Annotated in this window: 18 protein-coding genes; 5 read left to right on the top strand and 13 right to left on the bottom strand. The window is 69.7% G+C overall.

Annotation, left to right across the window (positions count from 1 at the left end; translation table 11 throughout):
• Window positions 1-13 precede the first annotated feature (13 nt).
• The 3 genes from QSK32_RS35770 to QSK32_RS35760 all read left to right on the top strand — a co-directional run bounded on the left by QSK32_RS35770 (window position 14) and on the right by QSK32_RS35760 (window position 2,434).
• Entirely contained in the window at window positions 14-592 is a 579-nt protein-coding gene (locus tag QSK32_RS35770; protein ID WP_285474412.1) for a hypothetical protein, read from the top strand.
• Window positions 589-1,443 (top strand): helix-turn-helix domain-containing protein, encoded by an 855-nt coding sequence (locus QSK32_RS35765; RefSeq protein WP_285474411.1) that lies wholly within the window; start codon window positions 589-591, stop codon window positions 1,441-1,443. Before QSK32_RS35770 ends, QSK32_RS35765 begins: the two co-directional genes overlap by 4 nt.
• Before the next feature lie 268 nt (window positions 1,444-1,711).
• Window positions 1,712-2,434 carry an SDR family NAD(P)-dependent oxidoreductase gene (locus QSK32_RS35760; RefSeq protein WP_285474410.1) on the top strand — a complete coding sequence of 241 codons (723 nt, stop codon included), beginning with the start codon at window positions 1,712-1,714 and terminating at the stop codon, window positions 2,432-2,434.
• Between the two features lie 152 nt (window positions 2,435-2,586).
• Here the strand turns inward: QSK32_RS35760 and QSK32_RS35755 are convergent, their stop codons facing one another.
• The 7 genes from QSK32_RS35755 to QSK32_RS35725 all read right to left on the bottom strand — a co-directional run bounded on the left by QSK32_RS35755 (window position 2,587) and on the right by QSK32_RS35725 (window position 9,354).
• Complete coding sequence (locus QSK32_RS35755; RefSeq protein ID WP_285474409.1) at window positions 2,587-3,105, bottom strand: hypothetical protein; 519 nt, start codon at window positions 3,103-3,105, stop codon at window positions 2,587-2,589.
• 248 nt (window positions 3,106-3,353) lie between these two features.
• A complete protein-coding gene (locus QSK32_RS35750; protein WP_045745281.1) occupies window positions 3,354-4,202 on the bottom strand; it encodes a phosphogluconate dehydrogenase C-terminal domain-containing protein in 849 nt (282 codons plus the stop codon).
• Complete coding sequence (locus tag QSK32_RS35745; RefSeq protein ID WP_353051006.1) at window positions 4,199-4,993, bottom strand: sugar phosphate isomerase/epimerase family protein; 795 nt, start codon at window positions 4,991-4,993, stop codon at window positions 4,199-4,201. The genes QSK32_RS35750 and QSK32_RS35745 overlap by 4 nt, the downstream gene beginning before the upstream one ends.
• On the bottom strand, window positions 4,990-5,745 hold the full coding sequence (locus QSK32_RS35740) for a triose-phosphate isomerase family protein (protein WP_285474407.1): 756 nt from the start codon (window positions 5,743-5,745) through the stop codon (window positions 4,990-4,992). Before QSK32_RS35740 ends, QSK32_RS35745 begins: the two co-directional genes overlap by 4 nt.
• Complete coding sequence (locus tag QSK32_RS35735) at window positions 5,742-6,197, bottom strand: ribose-5-phosphate isomerase (RefSeq protein ID WP_045745284.1); 456 nt, start codon at window positions 6,195-6,197, stop codon at window positions 5,742-5,744. The genes QSK32_RS35740 and QSK32_RS35735 overlap by 4 nt, the downstream gene beginning before the upstream one ends.
• A gap of 8 nt (window positions 6,198-6,205) precedes the next feature.
• Window positions 6,206-7,945, bottom strand: coding sequence for a dihydroxyacetone kinase family protein (locus QSK32_RS35730; protein WP_045745285.1), 1,740 nt, complete (start codon window positions 7,943-7,945; stop codon window positions 6,206-6,208).
• Window positions 7,946-7,974: 29 nt separating this feature from the next.
• Window positions 7,975-9,354, bottom strand: a complete 1,380-nt coding sequence (locus tag QSK32_RS35725) for an MFS transporter (protein ID WP_285474406.1) — start codon at window positions 9,352-9,354, stop codon at window positions 7,975-7,977.
• 123 nt (window positions 9,355-9,477) lie between these two features.
• Here QSK32_RS35725 and QSK32_RS35720 point away from each other — a divergent pair, with 123 nt between their 5' ends.
• The gene (locus QSK32_RS35720) at window positions 9,478-10,230 is read left to right on the top strand and encodes a FadR/GntR family transcriptional regulator (protein ID WP_285474405.1); all 753 of its coding nucleotides are present in this window, start codon (window positions 9,478-9,480) and stop codon (window positions 10,228-10,230) included.
• 48 nt (window positions 10,231-10,278) lie between these two features.
• Window positions 10,279-13,368: a S8 family serine peptidase gene (locus QSK32_RS35715; RefSeq protein ID WP_285474404.1), complete on the top strand. Its 3,090-nt coding sequence runs from the start codon at window positions 10,279-10,281 to the stop codon at window positions 13,366-13,368.
• A gap of 245 nt (window positions 13,369-13,613) precedes the next feature.
• On the opposite strand, the gene QSK32_RS35710 is transcribed toward QSK32_RS35715, so the two are convergent.
• The 6 genes from QSK32_RS35710 to QSK32_RS35685 are packed head-to-tail and all read right to left on the bottom strand — an operon-like array spanning window position 13,614 to window position 20,084.
• Window positions 13,614-15,839: a discoidin domain-containing protein gene (locus QSK32_RS35710; protein WP_285474403.1), complete on the bottom strand. Its 2,226-nt coding sequence runs from the start codon at window positions 15,837-15,839 to the stop codon at window positions 13,614-13,616.
• On the bottom strand, window positions 15,836-16,789 hold the full coding sequence (locus QSK32_RS35705; protein WP_045745286.1) for a peptidyl-prolyl cis-trans isomerase: 954 nt from the start codon (window positions 16,787-16,789) through the stop codon (window positions 15,836-15,838). The genes QSK32_RS35710 and QSK32_RS35705 overlap by 4 nt, the downstream gene beginning before the upstream one ends.
• Complete coding sequence (locus tag QSK32_RS35700; protein ID WP_045745287.1) at window positions 16,786-18,087, bottom strand: alpha-L-fucosidase; 1,302 nt, start codon at window positions 18,085-18,087, stop codon at window positions 16,786-16,788. The genes QSK32_RS35705 and QSK32_RS35700 overlap by 4 nt, the downstream gene beginning before the upstream one ends.
• Window positions 18,084-18,248 carry a DUF6903 family protein gene (locus QSK32_RS35695; RefSeq protein ID WP_157411280.1) on the bottom strand — a complete coding sequence of 55 codons (165 nt, stop codon included), beginning with the start codon at window positions 18,246-18,248 and terminating at the stop codon, window positions 18,084-18,086. The genes QSK32_RS35700 and QSK32_RS35695 overlap by 4 nt, the downstream gene beginning before the upstream one ends.
• A gap of 1 nt (window position 18,249) precedes the next feature.
• The gene (locus QSK32_RS35690; RefSeq protein ID WP_045745288.1) at window positions 18,250-19,110 is read right to left on the bottom strand and encodes a carbohydrate ABC transporter permease; all 861 of its coding nucleotides are present in this window, start codon (window positions 19,108-19,110) and stop codon (window positions 18,250-18,252) included.
• Window positions 19,111-19,121: 11 nt separating this feature from the next.
• Window positions 19,122-20,084 carry a carbohydrate ABC transporter permease gene (locus tag QSK32_RS35685; RefSeq protein ID WP_285474402.1) on the bottom strand — a complete coding sequence of 321 codons (963 nt, stop codon included), beginning with the start codon at window positions 20,082-20,084 and terminating at the stop codon, window positions 19,122-19,124.

Genomic DNA, 20,084 nt, shown 5'->3' with positions numbered 1-20,084 from the left:
CTATGGTCGTCCGGTGCTCTCTCCGGACGGCTCTCCGGCACAGTCGGCGCTGCTCTGCGTCGTCGCCGCCCTGTGGGCGGTGGGGACCGTCGTTCCGGCGCTGATCGGTGTGCTCCTGTGGCGGCATGGACGGCGTGCCATCGGTGAGCTCGCTGCCGCGGTCGCCTTCCTGGAGAGGAGCCCGGACGACGAGTTCTCCCGGAATCCGGAGTTCGTGTGGACCGACAACAAGTGCCGTGCCACGGCCCGGATCCGTCTGGCAGCCGCGTCCGGCGTGTTCCTGGCCGACCTGGCAGCGATGACGTGGCCGGCCGGGCCCTGCGGCCGGCCCGGCGCCCGAACATCCCGACCGGGGCCGGCGGCACCTGATCCCGGGACGGAACAGCCGCGATCCCGCGGGACCGGCGGCGCCCGGTCCCGGCACGGAACAGCCGCGATCCCGCGGGACCGGCGACGCCCGGTCCCGGCACGGAACAGCCGCGATCCCGCGGGACCGGTCGGGTGGCCTCCGCACCGGGCCCGGGCGGACCGGCTGGGGCCACGTACTGTCGCACGGATGCGGAACCTTTCCCCGGACGAGTCGCGATCATGACGGGGCGCAGTGTCGTCGACGGCGCGTTCCGGCTGCTACGGGCGCTTCCGCAGGCCGGCGCGGAGCATCAGCTCGCCCGGCTGGCGAAACTCACCGGCCTGCCCCGGCCCACCGTGCACCGCCTGCTCGGGCAGCTTCGGGACACCGGTGCGGTGGACTGGGTGGACGGCCGGTGGACGCTCTCACCGAGTCTCCTCGGCATCACCCGGCAGATCGAGCCGGTCCCGGGGCTGCGCCGGATCGCGGCCGCGGTCATGCAGACGGTCCGCGAGCAGACCGGCGCCACCGTGTCACTGGTCGTGCCGACCGGAACACCGTCCGGCGGCCCCATGGACGGCCTGTCAGTCGGCATACCAGCAGGCGGCACCATGGATGACCGGTCAGATCGCATACCAGCGGGCGGCACACTGGCCGACGGCCCGCTGACAGGCCGCCCGCTGACAGGCCGCCCGCTGACAGGCGGCCCGCCGGCAGACGTTCTACCGGCGGGCGGCGTTCTCCCGGGTGGCGCGCCGTTCATCGCCCTCGACATGATTCCCGGGCGGGAAGCGCTGCCGATCGTCGCGCAGGCGGGCGCCCCGATGCCCGCGACCACAGCCGCCGGGATCCTGCTGGACCCGAGCGGCGCGCCGTCGCCGCGCCGCCGGCCGTTCGGGGCCGCCGTCGACGACCAGGACCTCTTCGCCGGGCTCACCTGCTACGCCGTCGGGGTCGCGCTGCCCGGCGGACTGCGGGCCTCGCTGCAGATCGCCCGTACCGCCGCCCATCCGGCTCAGCACGCCGGCGCGATCGTTCACCGGGCCGCCGTCGCCCTGGAGCGGGAGATCCGGACAGCGGCCACCCGGGGATGACAGCCCCACAGCGGCCACCCGGGGATGACAGCCCCACACAGCGGCCGTCCTGGAATGACAGCCCCGGACGACCGCGGCCCGGGAACAACAGCCCCGGACAGTCGCGGCCCGGGAACGAGCGAACCTGACGAACGCCAGAGAACAGGAGAACCCGACGATCACCGCGCGGAACAGGTGCCCCTGACGGACGCCGCCGGGGGAACGGAGATCCTGTCCGTTCACCGGACAACCTCCGGCGCCGGACCGGACGGCTTCGCATGATCGGCGCATGACGACGCAGAGAATCGCACTCATCACCGGCGCCACACGGGGGCTGGGCCAGGGTATGGCCCGAGCGCTGACAGCGGCGGGTGTCACCGTGATCGGCACCTTCCGCGAGACCGAGCCCGGCGACGTCGCCGCTTCCCTTCGGCTCGACGTCACCCGCCCCGACACCTTTCCGGGTTTCGTCACCGAGCTCGGCGCGCTGCTCCGGGACCGGTTCGGCGCCGACCGGATCGACCATCTGGTCAACAACGCGGGTATCGGCACCTTCGCGCCCTATGCGCAGACCACCGTGGAACAGTTCGACGACCTGGTGAACACCAATCTCAAGGGGCCGTTCTTCCTGACGCAGAGTCTGCTGCCGCTGATCACCGACGGCGGCCGGGTCCTCAACGTGACGACCGCGCTGACCCGCGGTGTGGTGGCCGGGATGTCCGCCTATGCCGCGACCAAGGGTGCGATCGAGGTGCTCACCCGGTATCAGGCGGTGGAGCTGGCCGACCGGTCAATCCGGGTGAACACGCTGATGGGCGGCGCGGTGGTGACCGACTTCGGGGGCGGGATGATGCGCTCCGAGCAGGTGCAGGGGCTGGCCGCGCACACCATCGCCCAGGGCCGGATCGCCACCGTGGACGACATCACCGCGGCGGTCCCGGCGATCCTTTCGGACGCCTTCGGGTGGGCGACCGGCGGCATCATCGACCTCTCCGGCGGCCAGAGCCTCTGACCCCGCGAACTCCCGCGTCGTGATCGGCCGCCGACGTCGGCGGCCGACTCCCGATCTTAGTGCGGTAACCACCACCGGAGGTGGCCACCGCACCAAGATCGACGCGGGGTTGCCGCCCTGCGCAACGGTCGTGATGGCCGCCGCGGGGGGCGTCAGATGGTGCGGGTGAGGGTGCCCCAGACGGATTTGGCGCCGGGGCCGGTATAGGACGGCTCGGCGCGGAACAGGTAGACGGCGGATCGAACGACGTCGCTGCCGGGCTGGCATTCGGGTTCGACGAAGGTGGCTTGGCCGCCCGGGGAGGACTCGCTCGCCGGCACGGTCCAGCGGTAGCCGTGCTCGTACAGTTTCACCGAGGAGCCGTCGAAGGCGGCGGTCCCGCTGTACGCGTCGGTCTCCGTGGTCTCCACCTTGACCTCGGCAAACGGCGCGACGACGACGAACCGTTCGGCCGGCACCCTGCCCTGGACGACCGTGGTGCCGTGGGTGATGTCGACCTCGCCGCGGAAGCCCTCGTTGACGCCCTGGTTGACCCAGTCGGACTGGTCGGCGCCGCAGCCGCGCAGGTCGGCCTGCGCCGGGGCGGCCGTCCCGGTCGCGATCAGGGCAGCGGCGCCGAGAACGGCGGCCCCGCGCAGAACACTCCGGTGGGAGGAAGCAGCACTTCGCATGATCGTTACTCGATTCGGTGGAGAGGTGGAGAGGTGGAAAATCTCTGTCTCCGAACCGGGGGTAGCTCCGACCTTACCCACAGAATCCCAGCTCAATCCGGTGCGACACGATCGGGCAGGTGGCCGCGCGGAATGTGGGAAGGGCTCCGGGCGTACCACAGAAAGGGTTGTGGAAAAACGGGAAACGCGGCCCCTTCCCAGAAGAGGCCGCGTCCCTTACCCCGGTAACTACGTCAGATCCGCGCCGATCAGCGGTGGATGTGGTCGAGGTGCAGCATCTGCTTGAGGACGCTGTCCAGCTCCGCGTCGTTGAAGATGGACTTCCAGTCCTCCTTGATGATCTTCTCGCGGCCGTAGTCCATCGCGATCAGGCAGGCGTCGGAGAACGGGTTGTCGCCGCGCAGGCCGTTGGCGAGCGCCACCTGGACGTGGCCCATGAGCATGGCGCGGGCGGCCGGCTCGGGCACGCCGACGGTGTCGACGGTCTCACGGAGGGCGTCGTTGAGCAGCGAGCCGATCATGCAGGCGACGACCTCGACCAGGGTCGGCTCGAGGTAGGCGAGCTGCTTGACGGTCACCCAGTGCACGTCGAGGACCGGCGCGTACATGAGGCGGATGACCGTCTCCGCGACGGCCTGGACGGCAGCGTCGCCGGACTCGAGGGCGGCGACGACGTCCTGCGGCGCGGCGATGCCGCCGAAGGTGTCCTCGAGTTCCTCCTTGGTCTTGCGCTGCAGGAACACCGACGGGTGACACGGGTGCGCCACGGCGTATTCCACGTCTTCGCGCTGGAAGAGCAGGTTGGCGTACGCGGCAGCCGGGTCCAGCGTCAGCACGACGGCGCCGGTGCGCAGCTGCGGGACGACCGCGGCGGAGACCGGGCCGAGCGCGATGTCCGGGACGGCGAGGATCACGACGTCGGCGTCCTTGACCGCGGTGTCGGTGTCGGTGACGACACGGCCGGCGTCGATGGTGCGCTGCTGGCCGGCGGGCGAGTTCTCCGCGTAGAAGACGGTGTGCTCGCTGCGCATCAGGTTGTTCGACACGCGCATGCCCATCTTGCCACCGGCACCCACTACGGCGATGGTCAGGCTCATTTCCGGCTCCTCAGGTAGTTCAGGTTGTGTTCGGTCCAGCGGTCTTCGAGCTGTTGCGTGGTCTGCGGGTCGCCCTGCCAGGGCACCCAGTGCTCGATGATCTGGTTGACGCCGCGCTCCGCCGGGCGCACGGTGTCGATCATGTGGTCGTAGTCGAGGAGGCCCTCGCCCATCGGGCAGCCGGCCAGCGTGAAGCCGACCCAGCCGTCCTTGCGGGTGAAGCTGAAGTCCTTGACGTGGATGTTCTTGACGTACGGGGCGCAGCGCTCGACGGTGTCGCGCGGGTGTTCCAGGGCGGCGACGCTGTTCGCCGGGTCCAGGCAGATGCCCAGGTTCGGCGAATTCACGGCTTCCACCGCGGCGACGACGGTCGGGGTGGGGACCTGCTCGTAGGTCTCCAGCGCGAGCGTCACACCGGCGGCTTCATAAGCCGATATTCCCGACTTAAGCGACTCAACGGCTTCGTCGAGAGTCGGCCGGTGAGTGGCGGTGTTGAACATGCTACGGACGACGGAGGCCCCCAACGCCACCGCAATGTCCAGATATTTCGTGAGATGGGCCTCAAAGATTCCCCGAGTGCCCAGCTCCAGCGTGATCCCGAGCCGATCCGCGGTCGCCTTCACCGCGGCCAGGTCCAGCGACTCGATCAGCGGGTAGTCGCAGATCTGGAACAGCGTGACCCCGTGGGCCGCGGTCCGTTCCAGCATCGTGTCCAGGCTGATCGGCTCGACCGCCGTCGGGTGCCACTGCCAGAAGAACGAGTACGTGCTCAATCCGATGGTCGAACTCATGCCGCCGCCTCCGCAACGATCGACTCCAGCGCCTGCGGGTCGTGCGCGAACCGGCCCAGGAACAGCCCGTCCACCGACGCGCCCAGCCGGGTCAGCAGCCCCGGCCCGGCACTGCCGCCGTAGATCACCGCGCTGTCCGGGTGGGCGGGCTCCTGCGCGACGACCCTGCGCAGGTGTTCGCACACCCCGGCGATGTGCTCGTCGGACGCCGGTTCGGACGCGCCGATCGCCCAGAACGGCTCGTACGCGACGACCAGCGAACCGCCGAGCCCGTACCGGTGGCTGCCGTGCAGGGCACTGACCAGCTGACGCTGCACCTCGGCCGCGGCCTGCTCGACCGGCATCCGGTTCTTCTCGCCGAGGCAGAGCACCGGCACCAGGCCGGCCCGCAGTGCCGCCGCGGTCTTGTCGGACACCACCGTCTCGGTCTCGGCGAAGTGGGTACGCCGCTCGGCGTGTCCCACCTCGACGAACCTCCCGCCGGCCTCGCGCAGGAAGCTGCCGCTGACCTCGCCGGTCCACGGCCCGCTGTCGGCGGACGCCAGGTTCTGCCCGCCGGTGGTGATCGGCGTGCCCCGGAAGATCTCCGAGACGGCCGGCACCGCCGGGAACGACGGCAGGATGAACAGCCGCACGTCCCCGCCGGTCAGGGCCGGGTGGTCGCCGAGGCGGGTGGCCACGGTCCGGCACCAGCGCAGTGTCTGGTCGTAGCCGAAGTACATCTTCAGGCTGACACCGAGGGTGCGGGTCATGCGCACTCGTACTTCTCGATGAGCGCGACCTTCCCGGCCGACGCCGACGTCTCGTCGAAGGTGTAGGTCAGCCATTCCTTGGCGAGGCGGCGGGCCAGTTCGAGGCCGATGACGCGCTGGCCGAACGTGAGGACCTGCGCGTTGTTCGACAGGATGGAACGCTCGACGGAGAAGCTGTCGTGCGCGGTGACCGCCCGGATGCCGGCGACCTTGTTGGCGGCGATGGCCACGCCCAGGCCGGTGCCGCAGACCAGCAGCGCCCGGTCGGCCTTGCCGGCGGCGACCATCTCGGCGGCGGCGATGGCCACGTTCGGGTACGCGAGGTCCGGGGTGTCCGCCACGTCGACCACGGTCTCCACCAGCGCGTTGGCGGCGAGGTCGTTCTTGAGGGCTTCCTTGTAGGCGAAGCCTGCCTCGTCGGCGCCGACGACGATACGCAACTTGCTGCTCATGGCGGGGTTCACTTTCCGGTCGGTGTGACAGGGGTGCTGAGCACGGTGTGCACGGTGCGGGCGATGAGGCTCATCGACACCGCCCCGGCGTCCGGGGTGCCCAGGCTCTTCTCCGCGTGGGGCCGGGCCCGGCCCATCCGCGGAAGCAGGTTCTTCGTGGCCTCGGCGGCGCTCTCGGCGGCATCCGCGGCGACGCCCCACGCGCCGGTCACGGACGCGCCGTCGGCGACCGCCGCGGCGTAGGACTCGTCGAGCGGGATCAGCACGTCGACCATGGTCTTGTCGCCGAGCTGGGCGCCGCCGGTGTCGCAGATGCCGTTGCGGGCGGCGCGGACCGCCAGCGCCATCGTCTCGGGCGACGGGGTCTGTTCGTCGCCGATGGTGGTGCCGATGCGGCGCAGGGCGATGCCCCACAGCGCGCCGGAGGTGCCGCCGGCCCGGTCGGACCAGGCGTCGGCGGCTTCGATCAGGACCGTTCCGGCGCCGGCCCCGGCCTCGCAGGCCTCGCGGGCGGCGTCGACGGCGGCCTTGATGCCGCGCTGCATGCCGATGCCGTGGTCGCCGTCGCCGGCCACCGCGTCGATCCGGCCGAGGTCGTCGACGTTGGCGTCGATGATGTCGCGGGCCGCTTCCAGGACCGCGACCACGCGGGTGGCGGCCTGCTGCGAGGCGGCGCTGCCTTTCTGCACTTCCTTGGGGGTGTACGCGGTGACGACGGTCGCGTCGGCCGCGGTGGAGCGGACCGTCCCGCGGTGGAACGCGGGGGTGTCCGCCGGGGCGGTCCAGAGCCGTTCGAGGTCCTCGTCGAGCCAGGTCAGCGTCAGCGAGACGCCGGCCATGTCGAAGCTGGTGCAGAGTTCGCCGACCTCGGCCTGCACCGCGGTGACGCCGGCCGCGTCCAGCAGCTGCTGGACGCGGCGGTACACCACGAACAGTTCTTCCTGCTTGACCGTGCCGAGACCGTTGAGCAGGACGGCGACCCGGCCGCCGTCCACGGCCGAGACTCCTTCCGGCAGTTCGGTCAGCAGCCGCTCGACGAGCAGGGTGGCCAGTTCGTCGGCGGTCGGCAGGTCGGCCTCGGCGAACCCGGGCTCGCCGTGGATGCCCAGGCCGATCGCCATCTTGCCCTCGGGCACCGTGAACAGGGGGGTGTCGGCGCCGGGCAGTGTGCACCCGGAGAACGCGACGCCCATGCTGCGGGTGCGCTCGTTGGCCCAGGTCGCCAGCGCGGACACCGCCTCCAGGGGGAGCCCTTCGGCGGCGGCCGCGCCGGCGACCTTGAAGACGACCAGGTCACCGGCGATGCCTCGGCGCTTGTGCCGTTCGGTGTCGGGGGCGCTGAAGATGTCGTCGGTGACGCGGATCGTCTCCACCCGCAGTCCTTCACCACGCAGACGTTCCTGGGCGGCGTCGAAGTTGAGGCAGTCACCGGCGTAGTTGCCGTAGGCCAGCAGCACGCCACCGCCGTGGTCGGCGGCCTTGCTGACGGCCGTGATCTGCTGCGTGCTCGGCGAGGCGAACACGTTGCCGATCACGGCGCCGCTGGCCAGCCCCTGGCCCACCATGCCGGCGAACGCCGGGTAGTGGCCGGACCCGCCGCCCACGACCACGGCCACGGTGCCTGCCGGGGTGGCCGTGCTGCGGACCACGCCACCGGGTGTGTGCCGCACCCAGCGGCCGTTGGCGGCCACGAAGCCTTCGGTCATCTCGTCGGCGAACGCGGCGGGATCGTTGAACAAACGGGTCATGTGTACGGGTCCTTCCAGGGGGAGGTGGCTCAGTGCCCGGCCGGCACGGGGGCTTGCTCGTCGGCGGCGACCCGCTGCTGACGGCTCAGGACCACCATCAGCACCGAGCTGAGGAGCATGAATCCGCCGACGACGAAGAACGCCACCTTGTAGTCGCCGTTGTTGAGGTCGGCCAGCCAGCCCGTGATGTACGGGGCGGCGAACCCGGCGAGGTTGCCCATCGTGTTGATCAGGGCGATGCCGGCCGCGGCTGCGGCGCCGGCGAGGAACTGCGTGGGTACGGTCCAGAAGTTCGGCAGCGCCGCGAAGATGGAACACGCGGTGACCGCCAGGATCGCCACCGTGAGCGTCGGCGAACCGGCGAACAGGGCCAGCGGGATGCTGATCGCGCCGACCAGGGCCGGGATCGCGATGTGGCCGGGCTTCACGCCGTGCTTGGTGGCGTGCTTGGTGGCCAGGTAGAGCGCGATCGCCGCCGGGATGTACGGGATGGCGGTGATCAGGCCCTTCTCCAGCAGGCCGAACGTGACGCCGTACTGCTCCTGGAAGTCCGCGATGATCGTCGGCAGGAAGAAGGCCAGCGTGTACAGGCCGTAGATGAAGCCGAAGTAGATGAAGCTGAGCGTCCACACCCGGCCGCTGCTGAACGCCGCCTTGAGACCGGCCAGACCGTGGCCGCCCTTCTCGTCGCCGGCGCCCTTGGCCTTGGCCTCGGTGGCCAGTTCCTTGGTCAGCCACTCCTGCTCGGCAGGCGTGAGCCACTTGGCCTGCTTGGGCGAGTCGGCCAGGTAGAACCAGGCGATGACGCCGACGACGATGGCCGGCAGACCGACGCCGAGGAACATGAAGCGCCAGCCGTCGAGGCCGAAGAAGAGGCCGTCGTGGGTCATCAGCCAGCCGGCGAGCGGGGCGCCGATGACGCTGGTCAGCGGCTGGGCGATGTAGAACAGGCCGAGCACCCGGCTGCGGTAGCGGGCGGGCACCCACAGGCTGAGGAACAGGATCGCGCCGGGGAAGAAGCCGGCCTCGGTGACACCGAGCAGGAAGCGCAGCCAGGACAGCTGGGTGAACGAGTCCACCCAGGTGAAGAGCACGGCGACGATGCCCCAGGTGACCATGATGCGGGCCAGCCAGCGGCGGGCCCCGAACTTATGGAGTGCGAGGTTGCTCGGAACCTCGAGAAGGATGTAGCCGATGAAGAAGACACCCGAGGCGAAACCGTACTGAGCTGCCGTGAGGGCCAGGTCGTCGTTCATGCCATTGGGTGCTGCAAACCCGATCGCGGTGCGGTCGAGGTAGTTGATGAAGAACATGAGTGCCACGAACGGCACCAAACGGACGGCGACCTTGCGGATCGCCGATTTCTCGACTGGTGATGGCGCCGACGAGGCGATCGACGTGCTGGTCAAGAGGAACTCCTCACATGAGTGACTCCTGGTGGAACGAAGCGGTAACGCCATCGTCATGATCCGCACGGCACCTGTCAACCGGTTGACCAATTTTTTGGTTAACCGGTTGCTATGCTGTGCGGCATGGCGACCCCTTCGGCCTCAGACGCCGAGCTGAGCGCCGCCCTCGGCGGCACGATCAAAAGCCCCACCGCGATGGCCGAGGTGACCCGGCGCCTGCTCGACTACATGCGCAGCGGCGCCGTCGCGAGCGGCGACCGGCTCCCCGCCGAGCGTCAGCTCGCCAACCTGATGGGCGTCGGCCGCTCCGCCGTCCGCGAAGCCCTCGCCGCCCTGGAGATCCTCGGCATCGTCGAGGTCCGCCCCGGCTCCGGCACCTACCTGCGCGGCAGCACCTCCGAACTGCTCCCCCAGACACTGAGCTGGGGCATCCTGCTGCACGCCGACAAGACCCGCGAGCTCATCGAGGTCCGCCACGGCCTCGAGACCCAGGCCGCCCGCCTCGCCGCCGCCCAGGCCACCGACGCCTCCCTCGCCCGCCTCACCGAACACCTCGAGACGATGGAGGACAGCCTCGGCGACTTCCACCACTTCGTCACCGCGGACATGCTCTTCCACCAGGAACTCGCCGTCATCGCCGGCAACGAACTACTCCAGGGCATCCTGCAGAGCGTCCGGTCCCTCATCCGGGTCTGGGTCGAACGCGCCCTCAACGACGGCGACCACGCCAAGATCACCATCGCCGAGCACCGCGCCATCCTCGACGGACTCCGCGCCCGCGACCCGGAAGCCGCCGCAGCCGCCATGAGCAGGCACATGGACAGCGCCGGCAGCCGCCTCAGACCTTCCCTGCCTTCCACAGTGCACGAAAGCTGATCTTCTTTCGTCTATCCGCATGTAACGACTTCATGCGGAAGGCGAGCAATGCGAAGGAAATCGACAGGACTGGCGCTCTCAGCCGCGCTGGTCCTCAGCGGATTGACGGCCGGCTCCCCCGCCACCGCCACCACCGGCACCCCCGACGGCGAGACCGGCACCACCGTCACCCTGATCACCGGCGACCGCGTCGTACTCAGCGGCGACGCCGTCAGCGTCCACCCCGGACCCGGCCGCGACGGCATCCCGATGGCCACCAGCACCAGCGGCGGCCGCACCCGGGTCGTCCCCGCCGACGCGCTGCCCCTGCTGCGCGCCGACAGACTCGACCCCCGGCTCTTCGACATCACCGGACTCATCGAAGCCGGATACGACGACCAGCGCACCGAACTCCCCCTGATCACCAGCGGGACCATCACCGCCACCGGCGACGGCCGCCGCAAACTCCGCAGCCTGGGCGCCACCGCCGTGCGTACCCCCAAAAAAGACCTCGCCAAGCTCTGGAGGAACCGGACCGCCACCGGCAAGGTCTGGCTCGACGCCAAGGGCGAATACACCGCCGCCGACGGCGCCCAGCAGATCGGCGCCACCATCGCCTGGCAACAGGGCCTCGACGGCGCGGGCGTCACCGTCGGCGTCGTCGACTCCGGCGTCGACGTAACCCACCCCGACCTCGCCCCGGTCGTCACCGCCCAGGCCGACTTCAGCACCGGCACCGCCGTCACCGGCGACATCCACGACAACGTCGGCCACGGCACCGCCGTCGCCTCCATCCTGGCCGGCACCGGCGCCGCCTCGGACGGCCGCTACCGCGGCGTCGCCCCCGGCGTCGACCTGGTCTCCGCCAAGATCGGCGACTGGGACGTCACCGAATCGTCGGTCATCGCCGCCATGGAATGGACCGCCGGCACCCAGCACGCCACGATCGTCAACATGAGCCTCGGCTTCCCCAACAGCCCCGGCACCGACCCCCTCGAAGCCGCCGTCGAAGAGATGACCGGAAAATACGGCACCCTCTTCGTCGTCGCCTCCGGCAACGACGGCATCAACGGCAACGACCCCGCCAACGGCGACGACTACGACATCGGCTCCCCCGGCGACGCGCCCTCCGCCCTCACCGTCGGCGCCGTCGACTACCAGGACCGCCTCGCCGACTTCTCCAGCCGCGGCCCCGGCCTCGACGGCGAATCGATCAAACCGGAGATCACCGCCCCCGGCGTCGACATCGTCCACGCCCTGAGCAGCGACGCCGGCGAAGGCCCCTACGAAACCGGATACGGCACCTCGTTCGCCTCCCCGCACGTCGCCGGCGCCGCCGCCATCCTCGCCCAGAAACACCCCGACTGGACACCCGCCCAGCTCAAATCCGCCCTGATGGGCAGCGCCCGGCCCACCGACGGCCTCGGCGTCTACGCCCAAGGCGCCGGCCGCGCCGACGTCGCCCGCGCCCTCACCACCACCCTGCTGGCCGACCCGCCCGCCCTCAACCTCACCAACGACACCGGCGCCGAAGCCGTCACCTACCGCAACCACGGCACCACGCCGCTGACCGTCACCCTCACGGTGACCGCACCCTTCACGGTCAGCACCCCCACCCTGACCGTCCCGGCCGGCGGCACCGCGTCCGCCACGGTCACCGCACCCGCCACCCTCAACGCCGGCGCCCACTCCGGGCGACTCACCGCCACCACCGGCACCCAGACCACCACCACCCCCGTCGGCGTCGTCCGCAAAGCCCCGACCGTCGACCTCGACCTGCACGTCCTCGGCCACGACGGACAACCCACCGACGACCACTACACCCAGGTCATCGGCCTCGACACGCCCTACCTGTACGACTCGCTCGCCCACTACCCGTGGACCGCCGACGTCAGCCTCACCGTCCCCCGCGGCCGATACGCGATCATCACCTCCTACTTCTGGGAGACCGAGAACGGCGAATGGACCAGCGCCGTCGTCGCCCAGCCCAACGTGCAGGCCGGCACCGCCACCGACATCACCGTCGACACCCGCACCGCCCAGCCGGTCACCCTCACCGTCCCCGACACCACCGCCCAGCATGAAGCCGGCGCCGTCGACATCGCCGTCCACGGCCCCCACGGCTGGTACACCTACGGCGCCAACACGTACGGCGGCGCCCTGCGCAGCGCCCAACTCGGCCCCGACGGCAACGCCACCGACCTCGTGACGGTCACCCGCGCCGCCCTCACCGCCGACGACGGCGTCTACAACGTGGCCCGCGCCTTCCCCGGCACCGTCCCGACCGGCCTCACCCAGACCGTCACCGCCGCCACCCTCGCCACCGAGACCGGCGCGATGAACCGGCAGGCCACCGACAGCTCCGACTACATGCTCGCGTCCGTACAGGTCGCCGGATACCCCGCCGACCTCGCCGCACTCAGCACCACCTCGGCCGGCACCCGCCGCTGGAGCACCGCCGACGGCATCAGCTGGACCAACCGCATGTACGAATGGCGCGAGGACGGCGCCTACGAGGTCATCACCACCACCGGACCGTCCCGCCGCTACCAGCCCGGCAAGACGTACACCGCCACCTTCAACACCCCCGTCATCGCGCCCTGCGTCCCCGGCACCCCCGGCAGCTGGACCGGCGACAACCTGCGCCTGACCATCGCGATGGCCTGCGACGGCGCCGGCAACCCCGGCACCCTCGTCTCCGGCGCCCGGACCGGCGGCACCACCCTGTACGCCGACGGCAAGCAGGTCGCCACCTCCGACCTGCCCGGCACGGCGAACTTCCGCGTCCCCGCGGCCACCGGCGACTACCGCCTCACCGTGCGGGACAGCCGCCCGGCCGCATTCCCGACGTCGACCAGCACCACGATCGACTGGACGTTCACCAAGCCGGCCGCGGTGGCCACCCTCGGCACCGTCCGGATCAGCCCCGCCGGCGCCGGCATCGCCATGACGGCGCCGGTCGGCACCAAGGCCGTGACGCTCGAGGTCTCCTACGACGACGGCGCCACCTGGCGCACCAGTGTGGCCCGTCTGCACGCCGACGGCACCTGGCGCGCCGGCGTCACCCGGACCGGGTACGCGTCGCTGCGCGTGACCGCCAAGGGCGCGGCCTCCACAGTCACCGAGACGATCGTTCGGGCGCTTCCGCCCGTACAGTAGACAAAGGTTTGTCCTGGCCCCGGGTGTTCTGCCCGGGGCCTTCCGCTGTCAGCCGACCCGCGAGTCGCAGGCGTCGCAGAGCGTCAACTCGATTCACCCAGGCCAGGCCGTCAGTGAGCCGGTCAACTCCCGCTTCGTCATCCTAGGAGGCTAGGTGCTTGACCGTATCGGTGATTGCCCCACAGCCGCCGCGTCACTGCGCCTGGAGGGGCGGGGCCGTTCCCCATCGGGACGGCCCCGCGCGGTCAGGAGCGGTAGACGGCGATCTCGGTCATCGTCGGGGTGTACTGCTCGGTCGGGAGCTGGCCGGTCAGCGCGACCCGCAGCTTGGACGTGGTCACCGTGCCGAAGCCGGTGACGGTCTTGTCGTGGCCGATGCCGCCGGTCACCGACGCGAAGGTCTCCCAGGCGGTGCCGGTCCAGCGCTGCAGCTGGAACGTCGACACCCGCGGGTTGGTGCCGGAGTCGGTGTATTCGTCCAGGTAGACCTGGTCGAAGGTGGCCGCCGAGCCGAAGTCGACGTCCAGCGTGATCGGGTAGGTGGCGTCGTCGGCTGCCGCCCAGCGGGTGGTGAGATCGCCGTCGGTCAGGTTGACCGCGCCGAGCGTGCCACCGCCGCCGGGGTGGGTGGAGCTGGCGGTGACCGGTTTGCCGAGGGCCAGGTCGACCCGGTTGTCGACCTCGTTCTCGATCGGGTCGGTGTCGACCGGGTTCGGGTTGAGGACGCCTGCGCGGGATTCGACGGTGCCGACGTCCGGGGCGGCACCGTAGTAGATCTGCGTGCCGAGGATGTCGGCCGTCCCGAGGTGCGCGTTGTAGCGTCCCGCGTCGATCAGCGGCGAGTCGTCACGCAGCGCGTAGCGTTGGGCCGCCGCGCGTACCCCCTTGATCGCCGGGGCGGTGGGGTCACCCACGAAGCGCGGATCGGCCGCCAGTTGACCGGCCGGTTCCTGGGTGGAGTGCACGCCGCCGGTCTCGTGGACCGCGTTGTTGGCGAACACGGCCTGCCGCAGCGCGCCGGTCCGCCGGTACCACGGCGTGGGAGTGGCCGACGTGTTGTAGAAGATGTTGTTGAGGAAGTAGACGCGGCTCAGGAACGTCTCGTCGTGCACATAGTCCATCTTCGCGCCGTCGTACACGAACGTGTTGTTGGCGAAGTACGTCGGCGAGTAGTTCGTCGACAGCATGTTCTTCACCAGTACGCCGTTGTCGTTGACGCTCAGGTTGTACCGGGCCACCGAGTTGGAACTGTTGCCCATGTAGGCCATCCAGCCGGCCGCGTTGTCGTGTGAGTAGTTGTACTGGTAGGTCACGTTGAAGTTGGTGTACTCCAGGTCCCAGGGGGTGCCGTCGTATTCGTTGGCGGGCCCGCCGTACACCTCGTTGAACTGCATCACCGAGTCGGCGCCGGCCCACAGGTACAGTCCGCAGGACACCGCGTCGTACCGTTCGAGGAACCCGTTGACCTCGTTGTATTCGACGGTCGCCCGGAGCAGGTTGGCCAACTGGACGGCGCCCTGCCCGACGCTCTCGGAATAGTTGTGCCCGACGTAGACGTCCCGGGAGTACAGGTCACGGGTCCGCACCCACAGCTGTTCCCAGCCCTCGTGGAACTTGCCGGCCTCGTCGTACTGCCCGGCCGCGGTACCGGAGGCGTCGAACCAGTTGAAGGCCATCTGGACCGCGTGCAGTTCCACATTGACGAATGTGTTGTTCTCGACGCGGACGTCCTTGAAGTAGTAGCCGCCGGTGGCGTACTCCTTGAACGATTTGGCGCCGAAGACCTGGAAGTCGACCGCCCCGTAGTGGATCTTCTGCCAGGTGCTGGGCCCGTCGAGGTTGTGCACATAGACGTCGTTGATCCGGAAGTTGTCCATGATCGTGTCGGCGCCGGCCGGGAACAGGTCGGCGTTGATCGAGATCATGATGCCGTCACGGACGTACGAGCCGGTGGTGATGTTCGTGGCGAAGTCGTCGTCGTTGGAGAGCTCGACGTTGTTGATCGCGAAATACTGCTGGTTGCGCAGGACGATCGCGCCGGTCAGCCCGACGGTGTCCGGGTTCTTGGTGCCGTCCGCCTTGAACGGCGACGGCACACGGCCGTTCGTCGCGATGTACGGTCGCTTGGACGACGAACCGTAGGCCGAGATCGTGATCGGCTTGCCCGCCGCGCCCGACCCCTTCGGCCACAACTGCTCGTTCTGCCAGGTCTGCCCGGCCTTGAGCAGAATCCGGTCGCCGGGGGCGAAGGTGACGGTGTTGGCCCTGGCCAGGGTCTTCCACGCGGAAGCCGGTGACGTCCCGGCCGCCGTGTCCCGCCCGCCCGAGGCGTCCAGGTAGTAGTCCTTACCCACGGTATTGGCGGTATTGCCCGGCCACGAGGGGCCGAGAGCAGCAGCAGCCGCCGGTGACCCCGGCACCAGCGGCACCGCGACGATCGCCGCGAGCAGCGCGATCAGCGTTCTTCTCATGCGCGTCCATCCTCTGCGTTGATGGCATCGACCGCCGCGGTGTCGACCCGTAGATCGCCCCCGTCCACCCGGCGCTGAAGGAACCGCTCGAACTTCTCCTCCACGAGGGACTGCCGGATCCGGCTCGCGTAGGCGGTCAGCGCCGCCTGCTCGTCCACCTGCCGGCCGGTGAGCTCGTAGAAGGTCAGCTGGCCGGTGCCGGCGACCGGGGCGGAGATCTGCCCCGGTGCGAGCGTGCCGAGCACCGCCATGACTTCCTGGTCGTGCGGGTTGACCCCGGTGGTCGCGCGCCCGTCGTAGGTCGCGCTGCTCAGCCGCGCCCCGGCCAGCCCAGCGGCGGCCTGCTTCAGCGTCGGCGCCGCGGCCACCCGGGAGGTCAGGCTCGCTGCCGCGGCCTGGTCCTTCACCGGCACGACCATGATGGTGTACGCGTAAACGCTGGCGTTCTGACTCCACGCGTCCCGGTCGGCCGCGAACGCCGCGCGTACCTCCTCGTCGGTGACCCCGAGTGGATCCCCGGCCGCCGCGCTGAGTCTGTTCTCCAGGGCCGTGGTCAGCTCGGTGATCCGGTGTGTGTAGTACTCCTCCGGCTCGAACGCGGTGACCCCGTGCACCACCTGCCCGGCTTTCACCGCGGCGGCCCGCTCCGCGTTCTCGTCCTCGAGGTCGGCCATCAGGTCCGCGTGGTCGACGGACCGGATCAGTCCCTGCTCCTGGGCCAGGATCAGCAGCGTCTTGTCCCGTTTGATCGTGGCGAGCGCCCGGTCGGACAGTGGTTCGGTGCCGGTGGTGGTGCGTTCCAGCCGGTCCATCTGGAAGACCAGTTCGTCCCGGGTGACCGGGTGCCCGTCCAGGGAGGCCACCTCGGACGGGCGGTTGAGCATGAGCACGCCGCCGGTGATCGCGGCGAGGACCGCCGCCGCACCGGCGACCACGGCGACGCGTTTCATGACCGGATCGCCTCCAGCCGGATCAGCAGTGGTTCTCCCCGGGTGGCGCCGACGTCCACCCGGATCGCGTCCACCTCGACCGGTGGGAACCGCAGGATCCGCTGGTAACCGACCGACCGCACGGTGCCGAGGGCTGTCCATTCCCCGGCGCGGCGGCCGAGAACGGTCAGCTCCTCGATCCGCTGTCCTCGGCTGATGTCCTCCCCCAGCACGACCGCCTCGACGACGTGCACCTCGTCGAGGTCCAGGAGCAGGTCATCGCGATGCCCGGAGATCACGCGCCCCCGGAGGTCACTGATCAGATCGCCCAGGGCGGCGAGTACCGCCACGTCGGTGTGGTGCAGCCGGCCGGACGGGGCCGGCGGCACGTTGAGCAGGAACGTCGAGTTGCCGCCCACCGACTTCAGGTAGATCTCGAAGAGGTCCTCGGCGCTGCGAACCGACCCGTCCTCGGCCGGGTGGTAGAACCAGCCGGGCCGGATCGACGTGTTGACCTCGGCCGGGTACCACACCAGGTCGTCCTCGCACCCGGCGATCGCGTCCCGGCTGCCGAGGTCGACGTCGTCGCTGCGGATGAGACGGGAGAACTCGCCGTCGTCCACCTTCTGCGACTTCGCGGCGATCCGTTCGACGTTGCGCAACGCGCGCGGGACCACACTCCACTCGTCGGGGCGGGTCTCGCCGGCCTCGTTGCCGCACCACCGCACGTCCGGACCGCAGACGCTGATCACGGCGTCCGGTTGCAGTTCACGGACGAGGGCGTAGTAGCGCTCCCAGTCGTACTCCTGGGTCTTGCCGTTGGGTCCCTCGCCGTTCGCTCCGTCGAGCCAGACGGTGAAGACCGGCCCGTAGCCGGTGAGCAGCTCGGTGAGCTGGGCGATGTAGACGTCGTCGTAGCCCTTGCCGGTGCCGTAGGACGGGTGGTTGCGGTCCCAGGGCGACAGGTAGACGCCGAACCGCAGGCCGTGCCGGCGGGCCGCCTCGGCGACGAGCCCGACGACGTCGGCGCCGAACGGCGAGGACGCCACGGAGTAGCCGGTCGTCGCGGTCGGCCAGAGGCAGAAGCCGTCGTGATGCTTCGCCGTGATGATCACCCCGGTCATCCCGGCGCTCTTCAGTGCGGTGACCCACTGGTCGGCGTCCACGGTCCGCGGGTCGAAGCGGCTGACCGGGTCGTCGCCCAGCCCCCATTCCCGGCCGGTCATGGTGTTCATGCCGAAGTGCAGGAAACCGTAGAACTCCATGGCCTGCCAGGCGAGTTGCCGGGCGCTGGGCCGCACGTGGAGAAGCTTGTTCACCGGTACCTCCGGTTGTAGGACGCGAGCACGGCGAGCAACCCGGTCAGGGCGGCCAGCATGACGGCGAGGCCGGTCCAGCCCACCTCGTCGCGGAAGACGATCACCAGGGTGAGACAGAGCGCGACGACGACGGTCCGTGCCGCGATGATCAGGTATGACATGTCAGCCCTTCACCCCGCCGGCGGCCATGCCCTCGATCAGGCGGCGCTGGATGAGCGCGTAGACGATCAGGACGGGGACGATCACGATGACCATGCCGGCGTAGAGGCGGCCGTAGTCGGCGGCGGCCTTCTGCGCGGTCATCAGGTTGAGCAGCCCCACCTGCAGGGTCTTGCCGTCACCCGGCAGCAGGGTCAGCGCGATGATGAAGTCGTTCCAGTACGCGAGGAAGTTGAAGAGGATCACCGTGGTCACCGCCGGGCGGGCCATCGGCAGCATCACCTTCGTCATCACCCGGAACCGGGAGGCCCCGTCCAGCGACGCCGCCTCCTCGTAGTCCTTCGGGATCGTCCGGAAGTACGCGGTCAGCAGGTAGATCGTGAACGGGATCGAGGTGGCCGCGTAGACCAGCGACAGCACGCCCGGGTTGTCGATGAAGAACCCGTCGGGCAGGACGCCGACCAGTGCCCGGTCCCAGTCGACCAGCATCAGGAAGATCGGTACGACGATGTAGTTCACGTTGATGAACAGCCCGGCCATCAGCAGCGTCTCGACGACGGCCTTGCCGCGGAACTCGTAGCGGGCGACGACGTACGCCGCGGGCACCGCGACGGCCAGCACCAGGAGCAGGCCGAACAGGGTGACGACCACCGAGGTGAGGAAGTACCGCCCCATCCGGGCGGTGACGAACGCGTCGACGTAGTTCCGCAGGTGCAGCCCCTCGGGCAGTGCCCACGGGCTGCCGTAGAACTCGCCCTTGGTCTTCAGCGAGGCGAACAGCACCCAGGCGACGGGCACCGCGATGAGCAGCGCCATCACGCCGACCAGGGCGTAGGTCAGGCCCCGGCCCAGTTTGATTGACATGCCAGCGCCTTTCAGAACTGGAGTGGTTCACGCCGGGTCGCGCGGCTGACCAGCAGCGACACCAGGAACGAGAACGCGAAGATGACGACGCCGATCGCCATGCCGTAGCCGTACGACGAGTTGGTGTAGGCCTGCTTGTACATGTAGCTGAGCAGCACCTCGCTGGAGCCGTCCGGTCCGCCGCCGGTCATGGCGCGGACCAGCACGAAGCTCAGGTTGACCGCGCTCATCACGAAGAAGGTCAGGGTGGTGCGCAGGTTCTGCCAGATCAGCGGCATGGTGATGTCGAAGAACTGGCGGGACGCGGAGGCACCGTCGAGAGAGGACGCCTCGTACAGTTCCTCGGGGATGCTCGCCATGCTCGACATGTAGAGGACCATGTAGTAGCCCAGCGACTGCCAGACCATCGCGATCGCCACCGACCAGAGCACGACCTTCTGGTCGCCGAGCCAGACCACCTGAAGACCGTCCAGCGACATCGCCCGCAGCGTGCCGTTGATCAGGCCGTTCTCCTGGTCGTAGAGGGCGGAGAAGATGGCCGCGATGACGACGACGGAGAGCACGTTGGGGATGTAGAGCACGAACCGGTAGACGTTGCGGCCGCGCAGGTTCTGCCGGGTCATGATCGCCGCGAGGAACAGGCCGGCGCCCATGGTCACGATGGTGACCACCACCAGCAGCGCGATCGTGTTCTGGAAGGCCCGGATGAACTGCGGGTCGTCGAAGAGCTTGGTGAAGTTGTCCAGGCCGACGAATCGCATGTCCGGGGAGAAGCCGCTCCAGGTGAAGAGCGACATCCGGAACACGTTCACGGTCGGCCAGATCATGAACAGTGCGAACAGCACCAGGGCCGGGACCAGGCAGAGCGCGACGAAGAGGCCGTCTCCCGGCTTCCGCTTCGGACGTTTTTCAGGGGTACGCCCCGCGGACGGCGCCGTTGCGGGCGCTGCCGGGGGTGGGGAAAGGGTCGTCAC

It is taken from the genome of Actinoplanes sp. NBRC 101535 (genome assembly GCF_030269225.1).
GTDB classification, from domain to species: domain Bacteria; phylum Actinomycetota; class Actinomycetes; order Mycobacteriales; family Micromonosporaceae; genus Actinoplanes; species Actinoplanes rectilineatus.
Note: the sequence above shows the minus strand (reverse complement) of the source record. Positions and strands in the feature narration are given on the sequence as shown.